The organism is Dactylosporangium sp. NPDC051484, from assembly GCF_040689395.1.
Classification (GTDB): Bacteria; Actinomycetota; Actinomycetes; order Mycobacteriales; family Micromonosporaceae; genus Dactylosporangium.
Window position 1 is genome coordinate 183,410 of the sequence record NZ_JBFAZX010000003.1, and the last position, 26,865, is coordinate 210,274.

16 protein-coding genes, 1 pseudogene and 1 riboswitch are annotated in these 26,865 nt (G+C 73.3%); of the genes and pseudogenes, 10 read left to right on the top strand and 7 right to left on the bottom strand.

Going from position 1 to position 26,865, the window contains the following annotated elements; all coding sequences use genetic code 11:
- The first annotated feature begins 16 nt into the window (after positions 1 to 16).
- From AB0367_RS07180 to AB0367_RS07210, 7 genes are read left to right on the top strand one after another with little or no spacing between them, the layout of a single operon-like run.
- Positions 17 to 2,599: a hypothetical protein gene (locus AB0367_RS07180; protein ID WP_366225301.1), complete on the top strand. Its 2,583-nt coding sequence runs from the start codon at positions 17 to 19 to the stop codon at positions 2,597 to 2,599.
- On the top strand, positions 2,596 to 4,212 hold the full coding sequence (locus AB0367_RS07185; protein ID WP_366225302.1) for a hypothetical protein: 1,617 nt from the start codon (positions 2,596 to 2,598) through the stop codon (positions 4,210 to 4,212). Before AB0367_RS07180 ends, AB0367_RS07185 begins: the two co-directional genes overlap by 4 nt.
- A complete protein-coding gene (locus AB0367_RS07190; protein WP_366225303.1) occupies positions 4,209 to 6,116 on the top strand; it encodes a TOMM precursor leader peptide-binding protein in 1,908 nt (635 codons plus the stop codon). The genes AB0367_RS07185 and AB0367_RS07190 overlap by 4 nt, the downstream gene beginning before the upstream one ends.
- The gene (locus AB0367_RS07195) at positions 6,113 to 7,597 is read left to right on the top strand and encodes a hypothetical protein (RefSeq protein WP_366225304.1); all 1,485 of its coding nucleotides are present in this window, start codon (positions 6,113 to 6,115) and stop codon (positions 7,595 to 7,597) included. The genes AB0367_RS07190 and AB0367_RS07195 overlap by 4 nt, the downstream gene beginning before the upstream one ends.
- A 12-nt stretch (positions 7,598 to 7,609) precedes the next feature.
- Positions 7,610 to 8,488, top strand: a complete 879-nt coding sequence (locus AB0367_RS07200) for a thiopeptide-type bacteriocin biosynthesis protein (RefSeq protein ID WP_366225305.1) — start codon at positions 7,610 to 7,612, stop codon at positions 8,486 to 8,488.
- Complete coding sequence (locus AB0367_RS07205) at positions 8,485 to 9,624, top strand: FAD-dependent monooxygenase (RefSeq protein WP_366225306.1); 1,140 nt, start codon at positions 8,485 to 8,487, stop codon at positions 9,622 to 9,624. Before AB0367_RS07200 ends, AB0367_RS07205 begins: the two co-directional genes overlap by 4 nt.
- A complete protein-coding gene (locus AB0367_RS07210) occupies positions 9,621 to 10,790 on the top strand; it encodes an FAD-dependent monooxygenase (protein ID WP_366225307.1) in 1,170 nt (389 codons plus the stop codon). The genes AB0367_RS07205 and AB0367_RS07210 overlap by 4 nt, the downstream gene beginning before the upstream one ends.
- A 78-nt stretch (positions 10,791 to 10,868) precedes the next feature.
- Here the strand turns inward: AB0367_RS07210 and AB0367_RS07215 are convergent, their stop codons facing one another.
- The 3 genes from AB0367_RS07215 to AB0367_RS07225 are packed head-to-tail and all read right to left on the bottom strand — an operon-like array spanning position 10,869 to position 14,148.
- Positions 10,869 to 12,380 carry a precorrin-2 C(20)-methyltransferase gene (locus AB0367_RS07215; RefSeq protein WP_366225308.1) on the bottom strand — a complete coding sequence of 504 codons (1,512 nt, stop codon included), beginning with the start codon at positions 12,378 to 12,380 and terminating at the stop codon, positions 10,869 to 10,871.
- Positions 12,377 to 13,018: a precorrin-8X methylmutase gene (locus tag AB0367_RS07220; protein ID WP_366225309.1), complete on the bottom strand. Its 642-nt coding sequence runs from the start codon at positions 13,016 to 13,018 to the stop codon at positions 12,377 to 12,379. Before AB0367_RS07220 ends, AB0367_RS07215 begins: the two co-directional genes overlap by 4 nt.
- Positions 13,015 to 14,148, bottom strand: coding sequence for a precorrin-3B synthase (locus AB0367_RS07225; protein ID WP_366225310.1), 1,134 nt, complete (start codon positions 14,146 to 14,148; stop codon positions 13,015 to 13,017). Before AB0367_RS07225 ends, AB0367_RS07220 begins: the two co-directional genes overlap by 4 nt.
- 78 nt (positions 14,149 to 14,226) lie before the next feature.
- A riboswitch (cobalamin riboswitch) is annotated at positions 14,227 to 14,353 on the top strand.
- 60 nt (positions 14,354 to 14,413) lie between these two features.
- Here AB0367_RS07225 and cobN point away from each other — a divergent pair.
- Entirely contained in the window at positions 14,414 to 17,995 is a 3,582-nt protein-coding gene (gene cobN / locus AB0367_RS07230; protein ID WP_366225311.1) for a cobaltochelatase subunit CobN, read from the top strand.
- 3 nt (positions 17,996 to 17,998) lie between these two features.
- Here cobN and AB0367_RS07235 read toward each other — a convergent pair.
- Positions 17,999 to 18,706: pseudogene (locus AB0367_RS07235) on the bottom strand (class I SAM-dependent methyltransferase); the annotation flags it as partial.
- A gap of 62 nt (positions 18,707 to 18,768) precedes the next feature.
- Here AB0367_RS07235 and AB0367_RS07240 point away from each other — a divergent pair.
- Both AB0367_RS07240 and AB0367_RS07245 read left to right on the top strand, forming a co-directional pair.
- Positions 18,769 to 19,227: a TetR/AcrR family transcriptional regulator gene (locus tag AB0367_RS07240; protein ID WP_366225312.1), complete on the top strand. Its 459-nt coding sequence runs from the start codon at positions 18,769 to 18,771 to the stop codon at positions 19,225 to 19,227.
- A gap of 198 nt (positions 19,228 to 19,425) precedes the next feature.
- Positions 19,426 to 20,250 (top strand): hypothetical protein, encoded by an 825-nt coding sequence (locus AB0367_RS07245; RefSeq protein ID WP_366225313.1) that lies wholly within the window; start codon positions 19,426 to 19,428, stop codon positions 20,248 to 20,250.
- Positions 20,251 to 20,529: 279 nt separating this feature from the next.
- On the opposite strand, the gene AB0367_RS07250 is transcribed toward AB0367_RS07245, so the two are convergent.
- The 3 genes from AB0367_RS07250 to AB0367_RS07260 all read right to left on the bottom strand — a co-directional run bounded on the left by AB0367_RS07250 (position 20,530) and on the right by AB0367_RS07260 (position 26,679).
- Complete coding sequence (locus tag AB0367_RS07250; RefSeq protein WP_366225315.1) at positions 20,530 to 21,366, bottom strand: histidinol-phosphatase HisJ family protein; 837 nt, start codon at positions 21,364 to 21,366, stop codon at positions 20,530 to 20,532.
- A 66-nt stretch (positions 21,367 to 21,432) separates the two neighbouring features.
- Entirely contained in the window at positions 21,433 to 22,242 is an 810-nt protein-coding gene (locus tag AB0367_RS07255) for a methyltransferase domain-containing protein (protein ID WP_366225316.1), read from the bottom strand.
- Between the two features lie 129 nt (positions 22,243 to 22,371).
- Positions 22,372 to 26,679: a discoidin domain-containing protein gene (locus AB0367_RS07260; RefSeq protein WP_366225318.1), complete on the bottom strand. Its 4,308-nt coding sequence runs from the start codon at positions 26,677 to 26,679 to the stop codon at positions 22,372 to 22,374.
- Between the last annotated feature and the right edge of the window lie 186 nt (positions 26,680 to 26,865).

The window sequence follows — 26,865 nt, forward strand, 5'->3', positions numbered from 1 at the left end:
CCGAAAGGTGCATGTCATGTCGATGGCGATCCAGGAACGCGCCGTCGTCGCCACCGGCGACGCCGCGACCACCACCGAACCGCCCTGGCTGCTGCGGATCAACCCGTTGCGCCGTCGCCGGATCAGCGACGCCGGGCTGCGCACGCTGCTCACCGACCTGGTCACCGCCGAGCAGGCCGTCCAAGCTGCCGCCGCACGGGCCTGCGACGAGCTGTACGCGCTGATCGGTGCCGTCGCCGAGGACGGGCGCAAGCCGCTCGTCGATGCGCGTCGCGCGATCAACAAGGGCCGCCTGCCCCGTACCGACGTGGCCGGTGCCCCGTCGATCGCAGGGTTCGCCGCGGCGCTGGCCCGCCGGGACACTCTCGGCGAGCGGTACCTGGCCGAGTACCCGAAGGCCGCCGACCGGGAACGGACGACGCTGGCCGGCCTGCTCGGCGACGCCGACCTGCGCCGCTCGCTGGCCCTGCTCGCGCCCGAGGTCTACGAGCAGGCCGAGCGGTACCGGGCTGCGGTGGCCGGGCCTTCGCCGGTGCTCGCGCGTATGCGCAAGTCCGAGCGCGGCCTGATCCAGTACGTCACCCGCGCCATGGTGCGCACCAGCCCACTGTCCCGGTTTACCGCCGTCGGCATCGCCATTCCCGACGACTCCGGCCGGTCACCGCTGGACGTCCCGTTCACCGGCGCGACCGCGTTCCCGTCGCTGGACCGCGTGATGCTCGCGTACGTCATCGGCGGCATCGACCCGCCGGACGGCGGCGAACGCCTCCTCGACGCCTGGGTCGGCATGTCGCCGACCTCCCGCGTGGTCTACGAGAGCGGCACCCTGTTCTTCTTCCGTCCAGGCCCGGACGGACTGAAACGCTCCGCCGTCGCGGTCCGCGGCACCACCGCGCTGCTCGCCGAAGCGGTCTCCATGGGCCCGTCCCCGGTCCGGTTCGTGATCGAGCACATCGCCCGCGGCGGCGTACCGGCCGGCCAGGCGGCCCGAGTGGTCGCGGACGCGGTCGCCAGCGGGATCTTGTGCACCTACAACGAGGCCGAGGACGGCGGCGCCGACCTGATGGAGCAGCTCACCCGGCCCGGCACGATCGCCGCGGACGGGGTCGCCGCCGTCCGCGCCGGCCTCACCCGGCTGGTCGACAGCCCGGCCGCGCAGCGCGGCGCCGACCTGGCCACGCTCACCGCCGACCTGGCCGCGGTCAGCCGGCTCACCAACCGGCCCGCCCAGGTCACCATCGAGGAGGACTACATTCTGCCGCCGTCGGCGGTGGACACCCGCCCGTGGCGGCCAGCGCTGGCCGACCTCGGCGCCGCGGTGGAACTGTTCTCCGTCTTCGACTGGCTGCACGACATCCGGCGGATGACCACCGCCGCGTTCGTCGAGCGCTTCGGCCGGGGCGCGGTCGTGTCGCTGACCGAGCACGCGAGCTACCTGCTGGACGAGGTGTCCCGCCGGGTCGCCGAGGCCGGAGCGCAGGAGGCCGGCGGCGACCCCGACGCGCTGCCCGACGACCCCGAGCTGCGCCGGCTCATCCAGGTCCGCCGCCGCATCATGGAGCTGACCAGGGGGGACATCGCCCGGGCGGTCTCCGGCGGCGAACCCGAGGTGCACTACCACGCCGCCGACATCCTCGACCTGGCCGCCGACCTGCCGCAGTGCTTCCGCCGCGACCCGCTCAGTTACGGCGTGCTGTCGCAGTGGGCCGGCGACCGGCTGATCTTCAACGACGGATTGCCCGGCCACGGCATGCTCTACTCCCGGTTCCTCGACCAGGACCGCCGGCTCGGCGGGTACGCCCTGCCGCGGCTGCGCCGGCGCCTGGTCGAGCGGTACGGCTGGGACGGCGCCACTGTGGTCGAGGACCTCGGCCTGCACCGCCTCAACGTCAACGCCCACCCCCGCGTGCTGGACGACGTGCTGCGACCGCAGGACTGGTTCGGGCTGCGCCTGCGCCACGACCCGGACGCCGACGCGCTCGACGTCGAGGACGCCGACGGCCGTCGCTTGCGCGTGCTGGCGATCGGCACCGGGCACCCCGGTCTGTTCCCGCCGCCGCTGTCCATCGCGTCCTGCCTGGCCACCGCCGGCCGGTTGAACAACTATCTGATCGACCAATGGCACGCCGCGAACCCCTGGGACGGCACCACCACCCGGGTCTCCCCGCGCATCTCGATCGGCGACGTGGTCGTGGCACGCCGGCGCTGGTACGGCGGCGAGGAGTTCGTCCGGACGCTCGAGCAGGACGCCGACGAGCACGGCCGGCTCCTCGCGGTGGCCCGGTGGCGGGCGGCGCACGGCGTGCCCGACGAGGTGATGGTCAAGACCTCGCCGACCTACGAGACGCCGCGCTCGCTGCGCCCGGAGGACGCCGTCGTGCAGCGGCAGAACCAGAAGCCGCAGTACGTCGACCTGTCCTCGGCCCTGGCCGTCCGGGTGCTGCCCCGGATGCTCGAGCGCCGGGCCCTGGCCGACGCCGTCGACTACCTCGAAGAGGCGCTGCCCGGCGTCGCCGACGGCACGCACGCCCACGAGTGGGTGGTGGAGATCGGGCGCCGCCCGGGTGGCCGGTTCCGTTACGAAGGAGGAGTCCAATGATCAAGGTGAGGCCGTACCTGCACCACGCCCCGGTGCCGGACGGCGTGTACTTCGGCAGCGCCCGCGGACAACTGGTCCTGTCCGGGCCGCCGATCCTCGCCGGAGTCGCCGACAAGATCGTGCCGCTGCTGGAGACCGGCGCCACCGAGGACGACCTCGTCGCAGCGGTCGGCTACGAGAAGTCCCGGCGCGTCGTGCGGCACATCGTCGGCAGCCTGCGCGACCGCGGGCTGCTGGTCGACTTCGCGAAGCACACGGCGCCCGAGCCGGACCCGGCCGAGCGCAGCGCTTTCGACAGTTCGGTCACCCATCTCGAGGCGTACTCCGACGACCCGTACGCCGCGTTCGCCCGGTTCCGCGCGGCGACCGTGGCAGTGACCGGCCCGGCCGCGGCGGCCGAGCCGGCCCGGCGCGGCCTGCGGCGGGCCGGCGTGGGCACGGTCCGCGCCGGCGACGACCATATCGGCGCGGACGTGGTCATCCTGATCGACGGCGACCCGGCCACCGTGCCGGCCGGTGTCCCGGTGGTACCGGTGGTCCGCGACGACCGGGTGCTGCTGGTCGGGCCGGTGGTGTCCGACGTGGACAGTGCCGCCGCCTGGGCCGCGCTGCGCGACCGGGTGTCCGCCCGGGCGGCCGACGCGCCGCCGGTCGCCCGCCCGGTGGCCGACGCGCTGGCCGGCGCCCTCGCCGCCCGGCTCGCCTTCGATCTGGTCACCGGTCTGCTCGAGCCGGGCACGGCGCAGGTCGTGCACGGCGAGCAGCTGACCGCCGAGCCGGTCCGGGCCGGTGCCCCGGTCGCGGTGGCGGAGTTCACGCTGGACGACGCGCCGGTCGAAGCCGAACCGGACCACGCGGCCGTCGTTGACGCGCTGGCCGCGCTGCGTGACCGGTGGACCGGCCGGTTCGCCGCCGGCCCGAGCGAGCTGGACCTGCCGCAGGTGCCGGTGTCCCAGCGGGAGCTGGCGCACCGGGTCGGCGCGGACGGGTCGGTGTTCGCCTGGGCGTACGACTTCGAGACCGCAACGGTCGGGGTGGCGCTGGCCGCCCTGCGCGGTTGCGGCCCGAGCGATGCGGCCGGCCTGACCGTGGAGACGTGGCTGCTCGACGGCGCGCTGCGGCTGCTGGCCGGCCGGGCCGAGGAGCTCGATCCGATCGGCGACGACGAACTGCACCCGGAGACCCGGCGGATCGCGCGCATCTTCACCGGGCAGTCCGGCCAGCCGTACGGAATCGGGCTGTACCACGTGCCCGGCCTGCAGTGGCGGCTGGCCCGGGTGACGGCCGCCGACGGCCGGGTGCTTGGCGCGGCCTGGGCGGCCGGGGCCGACCTGGCCGTCCGGGACGCGCTGGCCACCGCGCTGAGCGCGGCGCAGGTGCGGTCGCTGCGGCCGGAGGTGACGGCGGAACCCCCGGTGCGCACCGACGCGCTGGTCTTCGCCGCGCCGGCCACCGTCGGCGCGCTCCGCAAGCAGATCACCGCCCTGGCCGCGAGCGAGGGCCGGGTCTTTCACGGCACAGCCGTCCGGGGCGACGACGTCCTCGGCGACCTGCCGATCCATTACGGCCCGGTCGCGTACGGCCCGGCCCCGACCGGCAAGGCGGAGCAATGAGCACACTGCTGGACCAGCAGTTCGCGCCGGGAGTGGCGCCGCAGTGGCACGACGCGCTGGCCCCACTGCTTGCGGCCACCCCGGCCGCCGTATCCGTTGCGTTCGGCTGGGACCTGGACTGGGAAAGGACGCAGTGGCAGCGCAGCGCCGACGCCGGGCGCGACCACCTGTCGGTGCGCATCCAGGACGACGAGGTCTTCGTCGGGCCGCTGTGGCGGCCGGGCACCGACGCCGGTTGCGCAACATGCGCCGAGTCGCGGGAACGGTCGGTGCACCGGCACCCGCTGCAGGCGCGGATGGAACTGGCCCGGCGCCAGCGCGCCACCGGCAACCCGCTGCTGCCGGCCCTGCTCGCGGCGGTCGCCGCGCACCTCGCCGAGCACCCCCTCGCCGCGGGCGAACTGTACGCGATCGGCGCGGATTCGGTCCTGCGTCACCGGATCCCGCGCAGTTTCCTCTGCCCGGTCTGCGCGCCCACGTTCCGGCCCGACGTGAGGTGGCGGCCCGACCCGCTGCCGTGGCGGTCCCGCCAGGCCTCCGCCGAGCCGACCCGAGCCGACTCCGGGGCCGCGCTGCTCGTCCCGGGCGCGCTGCGCCGCCGCCTGGTCGACGACCGGTACGGCCCGGTGCAAGCGATCATGCGGGAATCCGGTTCGCCGTTCGCGATGAGCATGGCGGTCTCCGCCGACGTGCCCGCCTGGGGACACGGCCGGGCCGCCACGTTGCGCGAGACCGAGCCGGTGGCGGTCATCGAGCTGTACGAGCGGTTGGCCGGCTTCCCGTTCGACAGCCCCGTGCTGATGGACCTCGCGTACACCGACATCGCCGACATGGCCCTGGACCCGCGCACCCTCGGGCAGCACACCGACGAGCAACTGAACCACCCGACCGCCCTGGCCCTGCCGTTCGACGAGCGCACCCGGATGGACTGGGTGTGGGCGCACGACGCGGCGACCGGCGAGCCCAGGCTGGTGCCCGCCGAGGCCGGGTTCTACCTGTACGAGTACCGGTACAAGCTGAACCGGCGGGAAGCCCGCAACGCCCGGGACGTCGATCGGCGCGACAACCGCAAGCACTTCCACGACTCGTCCAGCGGCTGCGCGGCCGGCTCGTGCTTGGAAGAGGCGGCCCTGCACTCGCTGCTGGAACTGGCCGAGCGGGACGCGTTCCTGCTCTCCTGGCACCGGCAGCAGCCGCTGCCACGCATCGACCCGGCCTCGATCACCGACCCGGACAGCCGGGCCCTGATCGACCTGCTCGACACCCGTGGCTTCGACACCTACGTCTTCGTCGCCACCCAGGACATCGACCTGCCGATCGTGTGGGCGATGGCGCTGAACCGGGCGGGGGTGTTCCCGGCAGCGTACTCGTCCGGTGGTTCGAGCGTCGACCCGGCCGGCGCGATCCGCTCGGCCCTGCGCGAAGTGGCCCAACTGGCCACCGACCCGATCGAGCCGGACACGTACGACAAGGACGCGATGCTGGCCGATCCGTACCACGTAGAGGAGCTGGTTCATCACGCCTGGCTGTACACCCATCCGGAGACGCTGGAGCGCACCACTCGGGTGCTCGGCGGCCCGGTCGTGACCGTTGAGGAGGCGTGGCCGGACTGGCCCGGCCGCCTGCTCCGGGCAGCCGGGGGTGACGTGCGCACGACGTTCGACTTCCTCCGCGCCCGGTTCGCCGATGCCGGCCTGGACCGGATCCTGGTGGTCGACCAGAGCACCCGCGAGCACCGCGACGCCGGGATCGCCGTGGCCAAGGCGGTCGTGCCGGGCATCCTTCCGATGTGCTTCGGCCACGCCCAGCAACGGCTGAAGAATCAGTGGCGGCTCGAGCGGGCGCTGACCGGCACCCCGGCGGACGGCGCCGCGCTGCCCTACGACCCTCATCCGTTCCCATGACCGCGCCGGCCCGGGTGCCGTTCGCGGTGCCCGACGAGATCGCCCATGACGTCATCGCCCGGGAGCCGCTCTGGTACGCGTACGCGGCCGGCGACGACCACCCGGCGCCGCCGTCGTGGGCGGCCGGCCCGTCGCCGGAGGCCGCCGGGCACGCCGATCCGTACCCGGCCGGCCTGATCCGCGCAGACGACCGCATCCCGCTGCCGTTCGGCACGCTTGACCTGCTGGAGACGGCCGCCTTCCCGCACGGGCGGGTGAGCGACCCCGTCGCCGACCCGCTCGGCCACGCGCTCGCCGCCGCTTTCGGTCCGCAGTGGTATGATCTCGACAACCCGTACAACCCGCACCGCGGCTACGCCTCCGGCCGCTCGCACTATCCGGTGCAGGTGTTCGTGGACGACGGCACCCGGTGGCGGTTGCTCGAGCCGGACCGGCACGCGCTGACCGGCTTGGCGCACGCCTCGCCGGGCCGCTACCGACGGCTCGCCCTCACCGGCCGGTACGCCCGCGTCCTGCCCAGCTACCGCTGGTTCCGCGGCTCGCTGGTGCACGCCGAGCTCGGCATCGCCCTGCGCGCGCTGAGCGTCGCGCTGTACCGGTTCGGTCTCCCGGCGACGCTGCGGATGCCCGGCCCGGACGGCCCCGCCCTGATTGCCGGCCTGGGCCTGCGGCCGACCGGCGAATGGTCGCTGCCCCTCGTGGTCGACCTCGCTGCGGGCCGCCCGGACGCGACGACCGTGGCCGACGAGCGGCCGGACGACCCGGTGCTGGCTGAGTTGTTCGACGTGAACCGGGCACAGCGCTACCCGGACCGGCCGGCCCCGCTGGGCTGCGGCGTGCCGTCCGGCGCGGCGGTCCCCGGCGAGTCCTGGGCGGAACTGACGTGGCGCCGCAACTCCGGGCGTGTTCCGGCCGGTCTGCTCGGCTTCGCTGCGCGGCCGTGCCGCGTCGACGGCTCGGTGCTCGAGGACGCCGCCCGCTGGCTGCGGCTGGCGCCGCCGTCGGCAACCCTGGCCGGGGTCGCGGCCCGCACCACGCTCACCGTCGCGGTGCAGAACGTCACTGGGTACGCCGACGGCGTGCACCGGGTCGGCCCGGACGGCTCGCTCGAACTGGTCCGTGCTGACCCGGACATCGCCGCGCGCCTGGAAGGCGTCTACGGCTACGCCCGCTCGCCGTCCAGCGGCTGCGACGTCCGGCACGCCGCGATGCTGTGGTTTCTCTCGGTGCGCCCGCGCGACCTGCACGCCGCGTACGGTCCGGCCGGCTGGACCGCCGCCCAGTACGTGGCCGGCTGGGCAGTGCACGGCCTCGGCCTTGCCGCCACCGCCGGCGGCCTGTTCGCCCGCCCGGTGCGCGCGTTCGACGAGGAACCGACCCGCGACCTGCTCGGGCTGGGCCCCGACGAAATGATCGCGCTCGCCGCGATCGCCGGAACACCGCGCCACCCCAGCGGCGCGGTGCTCGACATTCGACTGTGAGGAGGACAGTTCATGACGACGACCCCTTCGGCCAGCACCACCTGGACCTCGTGGCATCTGCACCTCGCCACCGATGCGCCGTCCGCACAGGACCGCGTGATCCGTGAGGTGCTCCGGCCAGTGGTCGCCAGCCTGGCCGGCCGCCCGTGGTTCTTCCTACGGTTCTGGCAGGCCGGCACGCACATCCGCTTCCGGGTCGGAGACCTGTCCGCGGCCGAGGCCGCCCGGGTGCAGGACGCGCTGGCCGACCACCTCGACCGGGCGGGCCGGCCGGCGCCGGGGGAGCGGCCGGTGGACGAGGCGACGTACCGCGCGCTCGCCACCGCCCAGGCGGCTTCCGAGTACGGCGCCGACCGGGTGGTGCAGCCGATGCTGCCGCCGGGCGTGCATCGGGCCGAGTACCACCCCGAGTACGGCCGGTATGGCGGCGTACCCCTCATGCCCTTCACCGAGCACCTGTTCCAGCTCTCCAGCGAGGCCGTCCTGCGTGTCCTGCCGCACGCCGCGACCATCCGCGACCGGACGGCTCTCGGCCTGCGCGGCACGATGGCGGCCGCGGCGGCGCTCGGCGACCGGGACGCCCGGGCGGAGTTCTACGCCCGCAGCATGGCCGCGTGGCGGTCGTTCGCGGCTGGCTGGGACTCCGGCGAACTGGACCGGCTGTGCCGGGTCGAGGGCGCGACCGGACCCGCCCCCGACCCGGACCGGCACGGCCCGTTCACGGCCTGGCACGTTGGGCTGACCGAGCTGGCGGCCCGCCTCGCCGAGCCCGGCCCGATCGTCTTCTCCCACGTCCACATGCTGCACAACCGGCTCGGCCGCAGCCTGCACGAGGAACTGCGCACGTACGCCTGGCTGGCGCACGTCTTCCCGGAAGCTGCCCGGCGATGAGCGTCAGGATCGCCATCGTCGGCGCCGGGATCGGCGGGCTCACCCTGGCCGTCGCGCTGCGCGCCGCCGGCCTGCGCCACGAGATCTACGAGGCGGTCGCCCGGCCCGGCGCGGCCGGGCTGGGCGTCCAGGTGTCGCCGAACGCGGTGCGGCCGTTGCTGGCACTCGGCGTCCGGCCGGGCGGGGCGGTGCCGCTGGACGCCGTCGAGACGATCGACCGGTACGGACGGCCGATCGCCCGTACCCCGCTCGGTGCCGCCTGCGTGGACCGGTTCGGCGCACCGTACTGGGGGGTGCGCCGCGCCGACCTGCACCGCGCTCTGCTCGACCGGGTCGAGCCGGACGCGCTCCGGCTCGGCCATCGGCTGACCCGGGCCGATCCGGACGGCACGCTCGAGTTCGACGGCGGCCGGCGCACCCGGGCCGACGTGGTCGTCGGCGCGGACGGGATTCGATCGGTGGTCCGGCGGGCGCTGAGCGGGGATGCACCAGTGTTCAGCGGGCTGGGCGCGTACCGCGGCCTGGTCCCGGTCGCGAAGCTCGGCCCGGCCGCGGCCCGGCCTGCCGCGCGAATCTGGCTCGGGCCGGACCGGCACATGGTCTGCTACCCGGTCGCTGGTGGCCGACTGGTCAGCTTCGCCGCGATCGCCCCGATGCCGGCCGGTGATGATCGGTCGCGGGCGGTGCCGTCGTCGTCGGTGGCTGCCGAGTTCGGCGACTGGCACGGCCTGGCCGGGAGCATCGCCCGGCAGGCCGAGGTGGTACGGCAGTGGCCGCTGTACGACCGGGAGCCGCTGCGCCGGTGGACGGCCGGGCGGCTGACCGTCCTCGGGGACGCTGCGCATCCGATGCTGCCGTTCCTGGCGCAGGGCGCGAACCAGGCCGTCGAGGACGCCGTGCAACTGGCCGCCTGCCTGGCCGGGACCGGGGACGTCCCCGGCCGGCTCGCCCGGTACGCCGGGCTGCGGGCCGAAAGGACGGCGACCGTGCAGCGGCTGGCCCGGGTGCAGGGCGGCACGGGCCACCTGCCGGACGGCCCGGCGCGGCTGCGTCGGGACCGGCAGCTGCACCGGCACTCGGGGCTGGACGAACGGGCGTGGCTCTACGGGTTTGCTGTGGAAGGTAGGGCCGCATGACCGGTGATACCGGGCGGATCGCGATTGTCGGAGCGGGCATCGCCGGGCTGACGCTGGCGACGCTGTTGCGCCGGGCGGGCATCGAGTGTGACCTGTACGAGCAGACCTCCCGGCTGTCCGCGGTGGGCGCGGGCATCCAGCTCCCGCCCAACGGCGTACGGCTGCTGGGGATGCTCGGCGCCCGGGACGCGCTGGCCCGCCACGGCGTGGTGGCCGAGCACATCGCGTCGCGCCGCTGGTCGGACGGGCGGCTGCTGGCCCAGGTGCCGCACGGGGATCTCTGCACGCAGATGTACGCAGCCCCGTACGTCCTCATGCACCGGGCGGATCTGCAGGCCGCGCTGCTCGATCTACTTCCCGGCGACGCCGGCCTCGGCCGGCGGGTCGCCGCAGTGACCGAGTATCCCGGCCACGTCGAGCTTCGCCTCGCCGGCGGACGCACCACCCGCGCGGCCCTGGTGATCGGCGCCGACGGCGTCCACTCGGTGGTCCGACCGGCGGTGGTGCGCGACGAGCCGCGCCACAGCGGCTACAGCGTGTACCGCGGCCTGGTGCCCGCCGACCAGCTACGGGCCGTGGCCGCCGACGCCGGCGTCACGTTCTGGTTCGGGCCGGGCCGGCACGTCACCTACTATCCGGTGGCCGGTCGGCGGACCGTCCACTTCAGCGCGGTCGCCGCCACTCCGGCCGCGCCCGGCGACCCGGCGGCCGAGCTGCGGGCACTCTTCGCCGGCTGGCATCCGGCGGTGCGCCGGGTGGTGACGGCGGCGGAGACGGTCACCCGGTGGACGCTGTCCGACCGAGACCTGGCTCGCCGCTACACCACGCAGCGGATCGCGCTGGTCGGCGACGCCGCACACCCCACCCTGCCGTACCTGTCGCAGGGCGCCGGGCAGGCCCTGGAGGACGCGGTGACCCTGGCCCGGCTGCTTACCGCCGGACTGCCGCCCGCGGTGGCATTGCGCCGGTACGAACGCCTCCGTCGCTCGCGCACGGCCGAGATCCACCGCCAGGCCCGGGCCAAGGCCGTGACCTACCATCTGCCCGACGGGCCGGCCCAACGCCGCCGCGACGCCTACCTGCACCGCCATCAGACGCTGGAGCACCTCCGCTGGATCTACGCCGGCGGCCCGAGCCACGCCGGTGCGGTGCCGGTCGTGGCGTAGAGCACGAGGTGGACCACGTGACTCCACGAGGCCCACGCCGCGATCGACGTCCCTCGGACGTGGTGTTGAGGACGGGCCTCAGGCGGGGTAGCGGCGCGGGGTCCAGACCACCGGTGTCTCGCCGCCGCGGTCCTGCAGCCTCGTCTGCGACGAGCCGAAGATGAGCAGGGTCCGCATGTCCACCTCGGCCGGGTCGAGGTCGGCGAGGCGCACCACGCGGACCGACTCGGCCGGGCCGCCGACGTCGCGGCCGAGCACGACCGGGGTGTCGGCGGCGCGGTGGCGCAGTAGCAGCTCCTTCGCGGCCTCCACCTGCCAGGTCCGCGTGCGCGAGCCAGGGTTGTAGACCGCGATGACCAGATCGGCGCGGGCGGCGGCCTCCAGGCGGGCGGCGATGACGTCCCACGGCTTGAGCCGGTCGGACAGCGACAGCACGCAGAAGTCGTGACCCAGCGGAGCGCCGGCCCGGCTCGCCACCGCCTGGGCGGCGGTCAGGCCGGGCAGGACCCGCACCGGCACGTCCTTCCAGCGCGGCTCGGCCGCCACCTCCAGCACGGCGGCGGCCATCGCGAAGACGCCCGGGTCGCCCGACGAGACCACCGCGACCCGGCGCCCCTCCTTGGCCAGCGCCAGCGCGAACTCGGCGCGCTCGGCCTCGACGCGGTTGTCGGAGGCGTGCCGGCGCTGCCGCGGATTGTCCGGGACCCGCGCCAGGTAGGGGCCGTAGCCGACGAGATCCTCGGCGGCGGCGAGCGCGGCCTGCGCCTCCGGGGTGAGCCAGTCGCGGCCGGCGGGCCCCAGGCCGACCACCACGACCTCGCCCTGAGCCGGCGCGGGGGCGGCCTCGGCCAGCGCGGCCGCGGTCTCCTCGTGGACGCGGGAGGGCAGCAGGGCCAGGGAGAAGTACGGCACCGTCGCCGGGTCGACCTCGGCCAGCGGGGCGGTGCGCTCGTCGGCGGTGGTGGCGCGCTCGACGTACCAGGCGTCGCCGAGCCGGCCGGCGCGCTCGAGCGCCTCGCGGACCCGGCCGAACGTGCGGCCCAGCTTCAGCACCGCGGCGGAGTCGGTGGCGGCCAGGCGCTCGGCGAGCTCGTCGGTGGGCAGCGTGCCGGGCAGCACGGTGAGGACCTCGTCACGCTCGACGAGGGGCCGGCCCAGCGCGGCCGACGCGCCGGAAACGGACGTCACGCCGGGGACGACCTCGGTGGGGTACCGTCGGCAGAGCCGCTTGTGCATGTGCATGTACGACCCGTAGAAGAGCGGGTCGCCCTCGCACAGCACCACCACGTCGCGGCCGGCGTCGAGGTGCGCGGCGAGGCGGGCCGCCCACGCGTCGTAGTGCTCCTCGATCACGCCGCGGTAGTCGGGCGTGTCCTCGGTCGTCACCGGGTAGACGAGGGCCTCCTCGATCTGGTCCGCGCGCAGGTAGGGCGCGGCGATCGAGCGGGCGATGCTGCGCCCGTGGCGGGCGCTGTGGTACGCGACGACCGGCGCGGCGGCGATGAGCCGGGCGGCCTTGACCGTCACGAGCTCCGGGTCGCCGGGACCCAGACCGATACCGAAGAGCCTGCCGCTGTCCACCGTGGTCATTCCTTCTCGTCCGCGATCGCGTTGACGGCGGCGGCCGTCATCGCGCTGCCGCCCCGGCGGCCGTGCACCACCAGGTGTTCCAGCCCGGAGCCGGCCAGGGCCGCCTTCGACTCGGCGGCGCCGATGAACCCGACCGGGATGCCCAGCACCGCGGCCGGGGTGCCCGCACCCTCGCCGATCAGTTCGAGCAGCCGGAACAGGGCGGTGGGCGCGTTGCCGATGGCGACGACGGCGCCGTCGATGCGGCCCCGCCAGAGTTCGAGGGCCGCCGCGCTGCGCGTGGTGCCGAGCCGCTGCGCCAGCTCCGGTACGGCCGGATCGCGCAGCGTGCACACCACGTCGTTGTCGCGGGGCAGCCGCGCGCGGGTCACGCCGGACGCGACCATCTCGGCGTCGCACAGGATCGGTGCCCCGCCCCGCAGCGCCGCGCGCGCGGCCACGACGACGCCGGGGGAGTAGCCGACGTCGGCGGGCAGGTCGACCATGCCGCAGGCGTGGATCATGCGGACCGTCACCTGCGCCACGTCGGCGGGCAGCGCGGACAGGTCGGCCTCGGCCCGGATCGTGGCGAACGAGCGCCGGTAGATCTCGGCGCCGTCGCGGACGTACTCCGCCGTCAGGTCACTGTGCTGCGTCATACGACCGCGCTCCGGTACCCGCCGGGCGTCGCCAGCATCTCCACGTGCCTTCCTCTCGGCGCGCCGCAGCGCCGTTCGCAGCCGACCCAGTGCACCGGCACCGCGCCGGGCTCCCGCACGCCGGCGGCGGCCACGGCGGCCCGTGCGTCCGAGCGGACGTCGGCGAGCGCCTTGGCACAGCCCGGCCGCCCGGCGCACGCCGTGACCCCGGCCCACGGCGAGGCGGGGTCGGCGGTGAGCCCGGTGGCGGCCAGTCCGGCAACGGTCGGGTCAGCTTCTTCCATCGGTACCGCGGGAACGACGACGGTCCGCCAGGGCGTGACGATCATCTCGTTCGCCGCGCCCGCGAGCGCCGCCGACTGGGCGCCCGTGAGTAGCCCGAGCGGCGCGACCACGACCACGGCGGCGCCCCCGCCGGGCTGGGCGATCAGCCCCGGTTTAACGGCATTCGCACGGTTGGTCCCGTCGGCCGTGACCGCGGCGCCCAGCCGGGCCGCGACCCGCGCCGGGCCGTCCTCGAGCTCCGCGAGCCGCCAGGCCCGGGAGCCCTGCGCGGCCCGCTCCGCCAGGAAGGCCAGGGCGGCCCGGACCAGCAGCTGCGCCCCACCGGAGGCGCTGGTCGGGGTGCCGCCCAGGACCAGCCGCGAGCCGTGCAGCCCCACGTCGCCGAGCAGTGGGGTCACGTCGCCGCGGCCGTCGTCGATCGTGGCCAGGAACCGGCCCGGCAGCCCGGCCAGCTCCGGCGTGGCGCACAGCCGCGCGTCGAACTCGCGCACGACCGGCCGCACGTCCAGCTCGCCGCGCCCGTCGAGGCCGCTCAGCGGGCTGGCGATGATGTTGCGCACTCGTTCGTGCGTCGCCGAGGGCAGCAGGCCGGCGTCGGTCAGCCGGGCTCCGAGCTCGTGCTCCGTGCCGGGCCGCAGCGCCCTGACCTGCACGTTGCCGCGCGAGGTGAGCTCCAGCGCCGGGTCTCCCAGCTCGGCGGCGGCCGCGCGCAGCACCTCCAGCTGCGCGGCGGTGAGCCGCCCGCCGGGCAGGCGGATGCGCGCGAGCCCGCCGTCGGCGGCCTCGTGCACCTGCACGGCGCCCGGGCACCTGTCGGGGGCGTCACGTTCGCTGGCAGCCTGCACGCGCCGGATACTACCTGCGCTTGACGCGGCGCAGGCTCGTCGCGCAGAGTTGGGCCTGCTGTACAACGGCGACGTGTGGAGGAACCCGGTGTGAATCCGGGGCGGTCCCGCCACTGTGACCGGGGAGCAAGCCTCCAGCGACGAAGGCCACCGGATATGTCCGGGAAGGCCTGGGGCGAGCGCCGATCCGGGAGTCAGGAGACTCTCCGCCGCCGGACCCAATCCCGACCGACTTGGGGCGCGGACCCCGAGGGAGGACCCCGGCGTGATCCTGCTGCTGTCGACGTCCGACACCGACCTGCTCAGCGCCCGTGCCAGTGGCGCGGACTACCGGCTGGCCAACCCCGCCCGGACCACGGTCGAGGACCTGCCCGGTCTCGCCGCCGGCGCCGAACTCGTCGTCGTGCGCTTCCTCGGCGCGTACCGCGACTGGCAGGACGGCCTCGACACGCTCCTGGCCACCGGCCTGCCCGTGGTGATCCTCGGCGGCGAGCAGGCCCCCGACGCCGAGCTGATGAGCCACTCCACGGTGCCGGCCGGCCTCGCCGCGCAGGCCCACGCCTACCTCGCCTTCGGCGGCCCGGCCAACCTCGCCGAGCTGCACCGGTTCCTCTGCGACACCGTCCTGCTGACCGGCCACGGCTTCGCCGCGCCGGTGGAGACCCCGGCCTGGGGTGTGCTGGAGCGCTCGGGCCGTCCAACTCCAGCCGGCGGCCCCGAGCCGGACGGCCCGACGGTCGCGGTCGTCTACTACCGCGCGCACCACGTGGCCGGAAACACCGCGTTCGTCGAGCGCCTCTGCGAGGCGATCGAGGCCGAGGGCGCCCGCGCGTTGCCGGTCTTCGCCGCCTCGCTGCGCACCGCCCCGCCAGAACTGCTCGACACGCTGCGGCGGGCCGACGCGCTGGTGGTGACCGTGCTCGCGGCCGGCGGCACCCGCCCGGCCGACGCCCAGGCCGGCGGCGAGGACGAGGCGTGGGACGTCGGCGCGCTCGCCGCCCTCGACGTGCCGATCCTGCAGGGCCTGTGCCTGACCAGCAGCCGCGACGGCTGGGATGCCAACGACGACGGGCTCTCGCCGCTGGACACCGCGACCCAGGTGGCGATCCCCGAGTTCGACGGGCGGCTCATCACGGTGCCGTTCTCGTTCAAGGAGATCGACGAGGACGGCCTCACCGTCTACGTCGCGGACCCCGAGCGCGCCGGCCGCGTCGCCGGGATCGCCGTCGCGCACGCCCGCCTGCGCGGCCTGGCCGCCGCGGACAAGCGCGTCGTGATCATGCTCAGCGCGTATCCGACGAAGCACTCGCGCATCGGCAACGCCGTCGGGCTGGACACGCCGGCCAGCGTCGTGCGGCTGCTCGAGGCGATGGCGCGGCAGGGGTACGACCTGGGGGAGGGCTTCCCCGCCGACGGCGACGCGCTCATCCACGAGCTCATCGCCGCGGGCGGCCAGGACGTCAACTGGCTGACCGAGGAGCAGCTGCGGGGCAATCCGGTGCGCATCTCCGCCGAGCGGTATGCCGCCTGGTTCGCCACCCTCCCCGAGGACCTGCGCGCCGGGATCGAGCGGCACTGGGGCCCGGCCCCCGGCGAGCTGTTCGTCGACCCTGCCACCGGCGACATCGTCCTGGCCGCCCTGCGCCGCGGCAACGTCGTCGTCATGGTCCAGCCGCCGCGCGGCTTCGGCGAGAACCCGGTCGCCATCTACCACGACCCCGACCTGCCGCCGAGCCACCACTACCTGGCCGCGTACCGCTGGCTCGCGGACTCGTCCGAGGCCGGTTTCGCGGCGCACGCCGTCGTGCACGTCGGCAAGCACGGCAACCTCGAGTGGCTGCCGGGCAAGACCGTCGGCATGTCCGCCGCGTGCGGCGCCGACGCGGCGCTGGGCAACCTGCCGCTGATCTACCCGTTCCTGGTCAACGACCCGGGCGAGGGCACCCAGGCCAAGCGCCGCGCGCACGCCACGCTCGTGGACCACCTGGTGCCGCCGATGGCCCGCGCCGACACCTACGGCGACATCGCCCGCCTGGAGCAGCTGCTCGACGAGCACGCCACGATCGCCGCGCTCGACCCGGCGAAGCTCCCCGCGATCCGGGCCCAGATCTGGACGCTGATCCAGGCCGCCCGCCTCGACCACGACCTCGGCCTGGCCGACCGGCCGCACGACGCCGAGTTCGACGACTTCCTGCTGCACGTCGACGGCTGGCTGTGCGAGGTCAAGGACGTGCAGATCCGCGACGGCCTGCACGTGCTGGGCCAGGCGCCGACCGGCGAGGCGCGGGTCGACCTGGTGCTGGCGATGCTGCGCGCCCGGCAGATGTGGGGCGGCCAGGTCGCCGCGCTGCCCGGCCTGCGCGAGGCGCTCGGCCTGTCCGAGTCCTCGACGGACCGCACGGCGGTCGACGCGGCCGAGGCGCGGGCGCGGGAGCTGGTCGCCGCGATGGAGGCCCGCAATTGGGATGTATCCGAGGTATCGGATGTTTCGGATAATCCGGAAGTGGTGCGAGTGCTGCGCTTCGCCGCCGAGGAGATCGTGCCGCGGCTGGCGCGCACCACCGACGAGCTGACGATGGTGCTGCACGCGCTCGACGGCGGATACGTGCCGGCCGGCCCGAGCGGATCGCCGCTGCGCGGTCTGATCAACGTGCTGCCGACCGGTCGCAACTTCTACTCCGTCGACCCGAAGGCGGTGCCGAGCCGGCTGGCGTGGGAGACGGGCCAGGCGATGGCGGAATCGCTGCTCTCGCGGTACAGGACGGATCACGGCGAATGGCCGAAGTCCGTCGGCCTGTCCATGTGGGGCACCAGCGCCATGCGCACCGCGGGTGATGACATCGCCGAGGCGCTCGCGCTGCTGGGCGTCCGCCCGGTCTGGGACGACGCGTCCCGTCGCGTCACCCGCCTCGACCTCATCGACCTCGCCGAGCTGGGCCGCCCGCGCATTGACGTGACCATGCGCATCAGCGGCTTCTTCCGCGACGCCTTCCCGCACGTGGTGGCGCTGCTCGACGACGCGGTCCGGCTCGCCGCCAGCGCCGAGGAGTCCGCCGAGGACAACTACGTGCGTGCGCACGTGCACGCCGATCTGGCCGGGCACGGCGACGAGCGGCGCGCCACGCTGCGCGTCTTCGGCTCCAAGCCCGGTGCGTACGGCGCGGGCATCCTCCCGCTCATCGACAGCCGCAACTGGCGCGACGACCGGGACCTCGCCGAGGTCTACGCCGTGTGGGGCGGCTACGCATACGGTCGCGGCGTCGACGGCGTCGAGGCGCGCGCCGACATGGAGGGCGCGTACCGCAGGATCAGCGTCGCGGTGAAGAACACCGACACCCGCGAGCACGACATCGCCGACTCCGACGACTACTTCCAGTACCACGGCGGCATGGTCGCCACGGTCCGCGCCCTGACCGGCCGGGCGCCCGCCGCCTACGTCGGCGACAGCACCAACCCCGACGCCGTGCGCACCCGCACGCTGAGCGAGGAGACCGCCCGGGTCTTCCGGGCCCGCGTGGTCAACCCCCGCTGGCTGGCCGCGATGCGCCGGCACGGCTACAAGGGCGCCTTCGAACTCGCCGCGACGGTCGACTACCTCTTCGGCTTCGACGCCACCGCCGGCGTCGTGGCCGACTGGATGTACGAGAAGCTGGCCGAGTCCTACGTCTTCGACCCGGACAACCACAAGTTCCTCACCGAGTCCAACCCGTGGGCGCTGCACGGCATCGCCGAGCGCCTGCTGGAGGCGGCCGACCGCGGCATGTGGGAGCACCCGGAGCCGGCCACGCTGGACGGCCTGCGCGAGGTCTACCTGCAGACCGAGGGCGACCTGGAGGACGACGCCTGACGGTCAGGTCCGCGCGGCGGTGACGGCGACGGTGGTGTACCGCATGGTGAAGGTGCCGCCCGCCGCGTCGACGACGGCGCCGAAGCCCGCGAGGATCTCGGCCAGCGTGTCCGGCGGCAGGCGGCTCGCGACGCCGGAGGTCGGCACCTGGTCGAGCCACTCGTCGCGGGTGTACTCGCGCTCCCACGGCAAGCGCCAGTCCTCCGGCTCGCCGAACGCGCCACTGGCCCGGATCGCCTCCGCCGGCCTGGCGGCGAGCTTCGCGTAGTCGTCCCCGCCGAACGACCAGCGGTGCATCATCGGCAGGTCGGGCACGACCCGGCGGCAGACCGCGGCGAAGCCCTCGGCCAGGTCGGGCGGGGGCTCGGACGCGTTCCAGAACAGCGCCAGCCGGCCGCCGGGCCGCAGCACCGCCGCCGCCTTCGCCGCGCCCGCGACCGGGTCCACCCAGTGCCAGGCCTGGCCGGCGACGAGGGCGTCGAACGTGCGGCCGGCCGGCTCCCAGGCCTCGATGGTGGCCACCTCGACGTCGAGCCCGCGCCGGCGGGCCTCCTCGGCCATGCGCGGATCGGGGTCGATGCCGAGCACCTCGCAGCCGGCCGCCTGGAACCGGCGCGCGACGATCCCGGTGCCGCAGCCGACGTCGAGGATGCTGCGGCCGGGGCTCGCGGCGGCGATCCGCTCGATGAGGGCATCCGGGTAGCTCGGCCGGGCCCGGTCGTAGCGCTCCGCGTCCGCCCCGAAGGACTCCGCTACCGTTCGGAGGCGATGGGGTGCTGCACCGGCACTTCGAGGACTTCGACGCCTTCCTGGCGCAGTTCGTGCTCGATCGCGTCGACCGGATGGACGCCCAGGCCGTCGCCCTGCGTGGTGCGGCCGGCACCGGCACCGTCGCGGACAACATCAGCGGCGCGCTCGCCGCGGTGTTCGGCTCGGTCGCCGTGGCGATCGTCGCCCTCGTCACGTTTCGCGACGAGCTGCGTGCGCGGCTGCGCGAGACCTGGCCGGCCGGCGTTCCGGTGCTCACCGAGGCCGCCGTCATGTTCGGCGTGTACCTCGCCGCGGAGCGCGACCTGGGTCGCGTCGCCGCGGACGCCGACGTCAACACGCTCGGCGCCATGCTGGTCGGCTCGGGCCACCTGCTCTACGCCGACCGCGCCGGCACGCCCCCGACCCCCGACGCCGTGCGCCGAGTCGTCACCACCGTCCTGGCCGGCGCCCCGCGGGCGTGAGCTGACGGAAAATTTGGACCGGGCGCCCCGGACTACGGCCGCGGCACCTCATTGCCCGAATCATCGGGTACGCGGCGATTTATCAATCACCTGTGCGCAATGACCTGAACACCTTAGGCAACATTCGCATCTTGAGTAACAGCAAAGGCTCCTCCCGCACTTCTTTGCAGTCCGTTGCATCCATTCGGAGGATCCTTCGTGTTAGTTCGTCGCCTTGTCCTAGCTACCGTCCCGGCCGTCGCGGCCGTGCTGCTGTTTGCCGGCACCGCGGCCGCGGCGGTCAAAGTGCCGTTAAAGTCGTCCCACCGCAACACCACGGCCGCGGCCTTCAAGAAAGATTGCGACCACATTCCGAACAAGGACCGTGGCGCCGGGAAGGACGGCTTCGTGTTCGTCCTGCCCGGGAACGACGCCGATTTCGTCACCCTGGACCTGAAGTTCCGCGACACCGGCGGCAACACCGTCCCGATCACCATCTCGAATACGCCCGGCGCCTACCCTTACGGCATCATCACCGACAAGGGCTCCAGCAAGGCCTACATCGTCGTGCCGTACGGCTGGAGGCTGCTGGACGGCGAGGCCTGGGTGGACAACAACAACACGAAGGCCAAGGACTTCAACGTCAGCCACACCTGCCAGGGCGGTCCCGCCGCCAGCCCCTCGCCGTCGAAGTCGCCGTCGGCCTCGCCCTCGGCGTCGATCTCGCCCTCGACCTCGGCGTCGGCGTCCACCTCGCCGTCCACCTCGGAAAGCCCCTCGGAAAGCCCGTCGGCCAGTCTTTCACCGAGTGTGTCGGCCACCCCGGAGGCCAGCACTGACCCCTCGCAGACCCCGGTCCCGTCCGTCAGCCCCTCCACGCCGGGTGGTGGCCTGCCGGTGACCGGTGTCGCGGTGGGCGGCACGGCGCTGGCCGGTGCCGCGCTCGTCGCCGGCGGCATCGCACTGCTCGCCATCCGTCGGCGCCGGGCACAGCTCGCGTTCGTCGCGGACCCGGACGCCAACCCGTCTGGCAACGGAAAGTAATCGCCTGACAGCCCACGGACAATTGGGCTGATCTGCTCCACGCTCCGCTCGCGCGGTGTCGTCCCGGCCTCGGGACGGCACCGCGCGTTGTTTGACCCGCAATCGTGCGCGCGGGCCTGCGGGTCGTGTCGCGGCCCGGGTCCAGGGTGGCGCACAGATGGCACCCCGTGCGGTCGGGTGTAAGTGGCCCGCTGCCGAGGTCGGTGGCCTTTGCGCCTGCCGCTCACCCGGGTCCGCTGCCGGACCGGCGGACCATCGCGCGGTAGGCGGCCCGCCCGGTCAGCGGATCCAGTGGTCGTAGGGGTGCCGGCCCGGGCGGAACCCGGCGGACTCGGCCAGGGAGGCGGCCTCGGCGAAACCGGCTGCCACCATGTCCGGGCGGTGGGCGTCGCTGCCGAAGCTCACCGCCGTGCCACCCGCCTGGCGCCACCAGCGCAGCAGGGCCGGCTCCAGGGTCCGGCGCGTGTTGACCTCCAGGGCGCGCCCGGTGCCGGACAGGACGCGCAGCACCTCGCGGACCTCGTCCTCGAAGTCGGCGAGGCGGAACTCGTAGCCGGCGGGGAGGTAGCGCACCGGGTAGTCGAGGTGCGTCAGCGTCGAGAAGTCGCCGCACGCCTCGATCATGCGGATCGTCTCGGCGAAGTAGTCGCGCAGGACCTCGGGGACCCCGCGCAGCGCGTATTCGTCCTCGACCAGGCGGTGCCGGCCGTCGACGCTGAGCGAGTGCAGCGAGCCGATGACGCGCTCGAAGGGGGCGCTGGTGAGCAGCGCCGCGGTCTGCTCGGCGAACCAGTGCGGCTCGCCGAGCTCGACGCCGGTGATGATCTTCAGGGACGGGTACTTCGCGCGGCACCGGTCGACCGCCTCCAGGTATCCGGCCACGTCCAGCGGCGGCGGGGCCAGGTGCGTGGGGTCGGCGAGGTGGCGGGCGAAACGCTCCGGCAGCAGCGCCGCGTCGACGGTCCAGGACACGAAGTCGGTGTGCTCGGTGAACGCGATCGCCGGCAGGCCGAGCTCTACCGCCCGGGCGCACGAGCCGTCCATGTCCCCGTTAGCTGTGTCCCACGAGAACTGGGTGTGGGTGTGCAGGTCGGCGGGCAGCTGGTCTCGGCTCACGGCGAGCATCGTGTCACGCCGGGGCGACCGGGCCCGCCTCGGGCACCTCGTCCATCGGGGTCACCATCAGGCCACGGCCGGACGGGCCGTCGGACGGGCCAGGATCTCGCCGTGCAGGATGGACAGCCATCCGTCACCGTCGGCGGCCCAGCGCCGCCAGCCGTCGGCGAGGCGGTCGAGCTCCTCCTGCGGTACACCGGCATCCAGAGCCTGCCGGGCCATCGCCGAGGTGCGCACGCGGTCCGCCCACATGCCGCCCCACCAGGCGCGGTCCTCGTCGTCGGCGAAGCACCAGGTGCTCGACGTGGCGGTGACCTCGGTGAAGCCGGCCTCGCGGGCCCAGGCCAGCAGCCGCCGCCCGGCGTCGGGCTCGCCGCCGTTGGCGCGGGCCATCCGCTGGTACAGCGCCATCCAGTCGTCCAGCTCCGGCACCCGCGGATACCACACGAACCCGGCGTAGTCGCTGTCGCGCGCGGCCACGTAGCCGCCGGGCTTGCACACCCGGTGCATCTCGCGCAGCGCCAGCACCGGGTCGGCGACGTGCTGCAGCACCTGATGGGCGTGCACCACGCAGAACGTGTCGTCGGGGAACGGCAGCGCGTGCACGTCGCCCAGCACCACCTCGGCGTTGCCGACCCCAGCCAGCCCGTCGCGGGCCACGCCGACCGCCTCCGCGGTGACCTCCAGCGCGGTCACGTGGGCCACCCGGGCGGCCAGGTCACGGCTGATCGTCGCCGGCCCGGCCCCGACGTCGAGGACGTTCATGTCGTCGCTGAGCACCGGCAGCAGGTAGGCGGCGGAGTTCTCGGCGGTGCGCCAGCGGTGGGAGCGCAGGACCGACTCGTGGTGTCCGTGGGTGTAGACGTTGGTTGGCATGTCTCGGACTGTAGTATTCGCTTCTCAGATTTCGGTACGACAATCTCATTTTTTGAGACTGGGTTGTTCTGGGCCGCAACGGCGACGGCCGCCGGGCGGGTGCCCGGCGGCCGTCTGAGTTGGTGCGGGTTAGGGGTTGATGGTGAGCGTGAACGTGCTGGTGGTGTTGCGGATGTTCTCCGCGTTGCCGGACAGGGTGAGGTGGTTGAACGTCGCCGAGCCGACCGCCGGGCCCTGACCGGGCTCGGGCATCTCGTTGACCCAGATGCCGATGCCGGACTTCGCGTCGAACGCGTCACCGCTGCGCTTCGCGCCGCTGATGCTCACGTTGGTGAACACCGTGTCGGTGACCGGGTTTTCGGGCGAGCTGCCGGTGTACTTCGTCTGGAACATGATGCCGGAGTACGTCGGGTCGACGATGTCCACATCGGACACCCGGATGCCGCGGAACTGCTTCGAGGCCGAGAAGACCCAGATCGCGCCGAACGCCTGGTTGCCCCAGAAGTGCCCGCCCGCACGCACGAGCGAGACGTTCTGGATGTTCGTCGGCGTCGAGCCGGGGCCGAACCCGACGAACGGGTAGCCGAAGTCCAGCGAGCTGATCGTGATGCCGGAGTACGTCAGCATGTCCGCGATGTACAGGTTGCGGAACGTGTTGTTGTACCCGCCGTAGATCGCGAGGCCGGCCGCACGCCACGTGAGCGTCGCGGACAGGTTCTCCCACAGGTTGTCGTGGTTGCCCACCGAGCCGCCGCCGTCGGTCGCGGAGAACAGCGCGAAGGAGTCGTCACCCGTGGTACGGGCGTCGATGTTGTTCAGGTGGGTGTTGGTCGTGTCGTTGGTGAAGTTGATGCCGTCCGCGTACGTGTTACGGATGCGGCTGTTGCTGATGTTGATGTTGTTGTTGTGCACGCCCCAGTACATGCAGACGGTGTGCTCGACCCAGACGTTGTCGATCGTCAGGTTCTGGTTGTCCTTGAGCTCGCCCCAGACCTTGCCGGGCCCGTCGATGCGCTCGACGTAGTTGCCGAAGAACGACAGGTTCTTGAAGGTGGAGCCGTTCGCCGAGGTCTCGACCCGGAAGCCCGCGTCGGTGTTCTGCTGGTCCTGCGGCGTGAAGAACTTCGTGTACCACGGCCCGGCCCCGATGATCTGCAGTGCCTTGCCGCCGATGTTGAACTTCTCGTTGGTGATGTACGTGCCCGCCGGCAGGTAGACGCCGACGGCCGTGGTGCTCTGCCGCGCGCTGTCGATCGCGTTCTGGACGTCCTTCTGCGCGAAGCCGGCCGGCGTGACGTACTTGGCCGGGTCCGGGTTCGCGATCGGGGAGACCTGCTCCAGGTTGATGAAGTCGATCGCGAACGTGCCGCTGTTGGCGGCGTCCTTCTGCAGCTTGATCGTGTGTCCGGCCGGCACCGTGTTGTCGAGCAGGATGTTGGCCTCGTCGTAGATGTGCCGCGGGCCGCTGCCGGGGGAGTTGCTCGGCGACGCCTCGTTGCCGTACTGCCACGCGAACTTCGACGTCAGCGAGATCGACTTGGCGAAGGTCCCGTCGACGTAGATGTTGAGCGTCGAGCTCGTGCCGTCCGGGATCGAGAACCGGGTGACCAGCGTGTTGGTGCTGGCCCGGGTCGTCCACTGCACGTACGAGCCGGTCGAGTTCAGCGTGACGGCCTTGCGGCCGGACGCCTCGCCCGCGATGGTGCCGATGTCACGGCTCGGCCCGACGACCTGCGCGCCGCCGCCGACGGTACCGTCCTCGGCCTCGTACATGTCGTACGGCATGTTCGCGCCGCGACCGACGAACAGCGGGGTGTCGCTGGTGTTGTTGCCCTGCTTGATCGACAGCTCGTTGGTGTCCGCGGCGAGCACGGTGTGCACGGTGTACTTGCCGTTGACCGCCGCCCACGTGCCGAGCGTGATCACCGGCGAGCTCGCGCCCGCGGCGATCGTGCCGGTGTAGGAGCCGGTGAGCGTCTTGACCGTCGCGCCGGTCGAGTCGAGCAGGGTGAGGGTCACGCCGTGCGCACCGGCGCCCGTGGCCTGGGTGCCCTGGTTCTTGATGACCACGGTGAACGTGACGGTGTTGCCCGCCGACGGGTTGCCCGGCGACCAGGCCACCGGCGAGGCGATCAGGTCGGAGCTCTGCACCGGCGTCACCACGAGGTTGGTCGCGCTGGTGAACGAGTTGTTGGTGGTGTCCAGCTCGATGACCGAGTTGTCCTCGTTGACCTTCGCGCTCACCGTGTACGTGCCCGCGGTGACCGGGCCGATGTTCGCGGTGAACGTGTTCTGCGCGCCGGCCGCCAGGGCCGTCACGTTCGCGGTGCCGGCCAGGACGGTGCCCTGCGGCGTGGTGAGGTAGAAGTTGACCTTCGTCGCGCCGGACGCGGCGGTACCGGCGTTCTTCACCGTCGCGGTCAGGCTGACCGAGTCGGTCTCCACCGGCGACGCGGGCGCCGCGGTGAGGGCGGTGACCTGCAGGTCGGGGTTCGGCGCTGCGGTGCCGAAGACCTGGAACTCGGCGATCTGGCCCGAAGGGGCCCCGGTGTTGGAGTTGATCTTCAGCTGGACGTCGGCGACGCGGGCGGAGACGGTGATGTCCACCGAGTTGCCGGTCGCCGGGTCAAAGCGGTAGTCCGTCGCCGCGACCAGGCTGGTGAATCCGGTCGCGCTCTGCTCGCGGCCGAGGACCTGCAGGTTCTGGGTCCGGGCGCTCCACGCGCTGCTGGGGTCGAGCTTGAGCGTGATCCTGGAGATGTCGTGGTTGGCGCCCAGGTGCAGCGTCAGGGTCGCCGGGAAGCCGGCCGCACCCTCCCAGTAGGTGGTGGCGCTGTTGTCGTTGGCGTTGGCCGGCACGAACGTGAAGACCGAGCCGCTGGCCTCGATCTGCTTGCCCAGCGCCACGTTGGTGCCCGGCGGCGGGTTGCCCGTGCCGGTGCGGGTGACGGTGTTGCTGGCCGCGGAGGCGTTGCTTGCGGCGTCGCGGGCCTTCACGTAGTACGACACCGTCGCCGAATCCGGCTGGTTGTCCGTGTAGGTCAGCACGGTGCCCGCGACGCTGGCGCGCAGCGAGTTGTTGGCGTAGATGTCGTACCCGGCGATCGAGCCGCTGTTGTCGGTCGAGGCGGTCCAGGTGAGCTTGATCTGGCCGCTGGCCGGCTGGGTGTAGGCGAGGTTGCCGGGCGCGGTCGGCGGCTGGGTGTCCGGCGTGGTGCCGGTGCGGGTCACCGTGTTGCTGGCCGGCGACTGGTTGCCGGCGGCGTCGCGCGCCTTGACGAAGTAGCTGACCGTGGCGGAGTCGGCCTGGCTGTCGGTGTACGTCAGCACGTTGCCGGCCACGCTGGTGCGCAGCGAGTTGTTGGCGTAGATGTCGTACCCGGCGATCGAGCCGCTGTCGTCGGTCGAGGCGGTCCAGGTGAGCTTGATCTGGCCGCTGGCCGGCTGGGTGTAGGCGAGGTTGCCCGGCGCGGTCGGCGCCTGGGTGTCACCCGTCGACGGGCCGTAGACCTCCAGCTCGGAGAGCTGCGCCGCCGTCCATCCGGTGTTGGCCGTGATGTTGATCCGGATGTAGCGGGCCGTGGCCTGGGTGAACGGGATGCTCACCGTGTTGCCGTTGCCCGGCGCGAAGTTGTACCCCGCGGAGGCGGCGACGTCGGCGAAGGAGCTGCCGGTGGTGCTGGTCTGCACCGAGAGCGTCTCGGTGCGGGCCCCCCACGAGGCGGGCAGCTTCAGCGCGACCGAGCTGACCGGCACCGCCGAGCCCAGGTCGACCTGTAGCCACTGCGGGAAGGTGCTGCCCGCGCTCTCCCAGTAGGTGCCCTGGTTGCTGTCGCCCGCGTTGGCGGCCACGTACTGACCGTTGGCGCTGCTCGAGCTGAACGACTTGCCGGCGGCCAGGTTGGTGCTGGAGCCGGTGGCCACGCCGTAGATCTCGAACTCGGAGATCTGCGCGGCCGGCCAGCCGGTGTTGGCGCTGAAGTTCAGCCGGACGTAGCGGGTGTTCGTGGCGTTGAAGCTGATGTTGACCGTGTTGTGCGTGGTCGGGTTGAACACGTAGCCGGCCGAGCCCACGATCGTGCTGTAGCTGGTGCCGTCGTTGCTGCCGGAGATCGACAGCGTCTGCGTGCGGGTCTGCCACGAGCTGGCGTCGGGCAGTTTCAGCACGATCTGGTCGATGTTCTTGGCACTGCCCAGGTCAATCTGCGCCCACTGAGGGAAGGCGTTGTTGGCGCTCTCCCAGTAGGTGCCCTGGTTGCCGTCGTTGATGTTGCCGATGCCGTTCGCGCCGTTGGTGCTGCTGGAGGTGGCGGGGCGGCCGCTGGCGAGGTTGGGGCCGCCGGCGGCCTGCGCCGGCTGCGTCTGCGCCGTCACGGCGACGAGGGTGGCTACGGCGAACGCCGCGAGCACCCTTCGCGTCACGAGCCTTCTGCTCATCGGGTTCCTTCGTCGTGTCATCTCATGCGTCGAAGCGGGGGGTGGTGGTGCGGAGGCGTGGCGACGCGTGCGGACGGACGGTGACTCGACCTGCGACCCGCGATGACGGGATTTGGGCGCATCGGGCGAAGCTTTGGCGGGGGTCGGCGTCGGTTCGCCGGACGGCTTCCCGCACGGTGTCGGCGG

Bases quoted from the DNA above. Each gene is read 5' to 3' on its own strand.
- AB0367_RS07180 (WP_366225301.1), top strand. From the start codon at position 17: ATGTCGATGGCGATCCAGGAACGCGCCGTCGTCGCCACCGGCGACGCC.
- AB0367_RS07185 (WP_366225302.1), top strand. From the start codon at position 2,596: ATGATCAAGGTGAGGCCGTACCTGCACCACGCCCCGGTGCCGGACGGC.
- AB0367_RS07190 (WP_366225303.1), top strand. From the start codon at position 4,209: ATGAGCACACTGCTGGACCAGCAGTTCGCGCCGGGAGTGGCGCCGCAG.
- AB0367_RS07195 (WP_366225304.1), top strand. From the start codon at position 6,113: ATGACCGCGCCGGCCCGGGTGCCGTTCGCGGTGCCCGACGAGATCGCC.
- AB0367_RS07200 (WP_366225305.1), top strand. From the start codon at position 7,610: ATGACGACGACCCCTTCGGCCAGCACCACCTGGACCTCGTGGCATCTG.
- AB0367_RS07205 (WP_366225306.1), top strand. From the start codon at position 8,485: ATGAGCGTCAGGATCGCCATCGTCGGCGCCGGGATCGGCGGGCTCACC.
- AB0367_RS07210 (WP_366225307.1), top strand. From the start codon at position 9,621: ATGACCGGTGATACCGGGCGGATCGCGATTGTCGGAGCGGGCATCGCC.
- AB0367_RS07215 (WP_366225308.1), bottom strand. From the start codon at position 12,380: ATGACCACGGTGGACAGCGGCAGGCTCTTCGGTATCGGTCTGGGTCCC.
- AB0367_RS07220 (WP_366225309.1), bottom strand. From the start codon at position 13,018: ATGACGCAGCACAGTGACCTGACGGCGGAGTACGTCCGCGACGGCGCC.
- AB0367_RS07255 (WP_366225316.1), bottom strand. From the start codon at position 22,242: ATGCCAACCAACGTCTACACCCACGGACACCACGAGTCGGTCCTGCGC.
- AB0367_RS07260 (WP_366225318.1), bottom strand. From the start codon at position 26,679: ATGAGCAGAAGGCTCGTGACGCGAAGGGTGCTCGCGGCGTTCGCCGTA.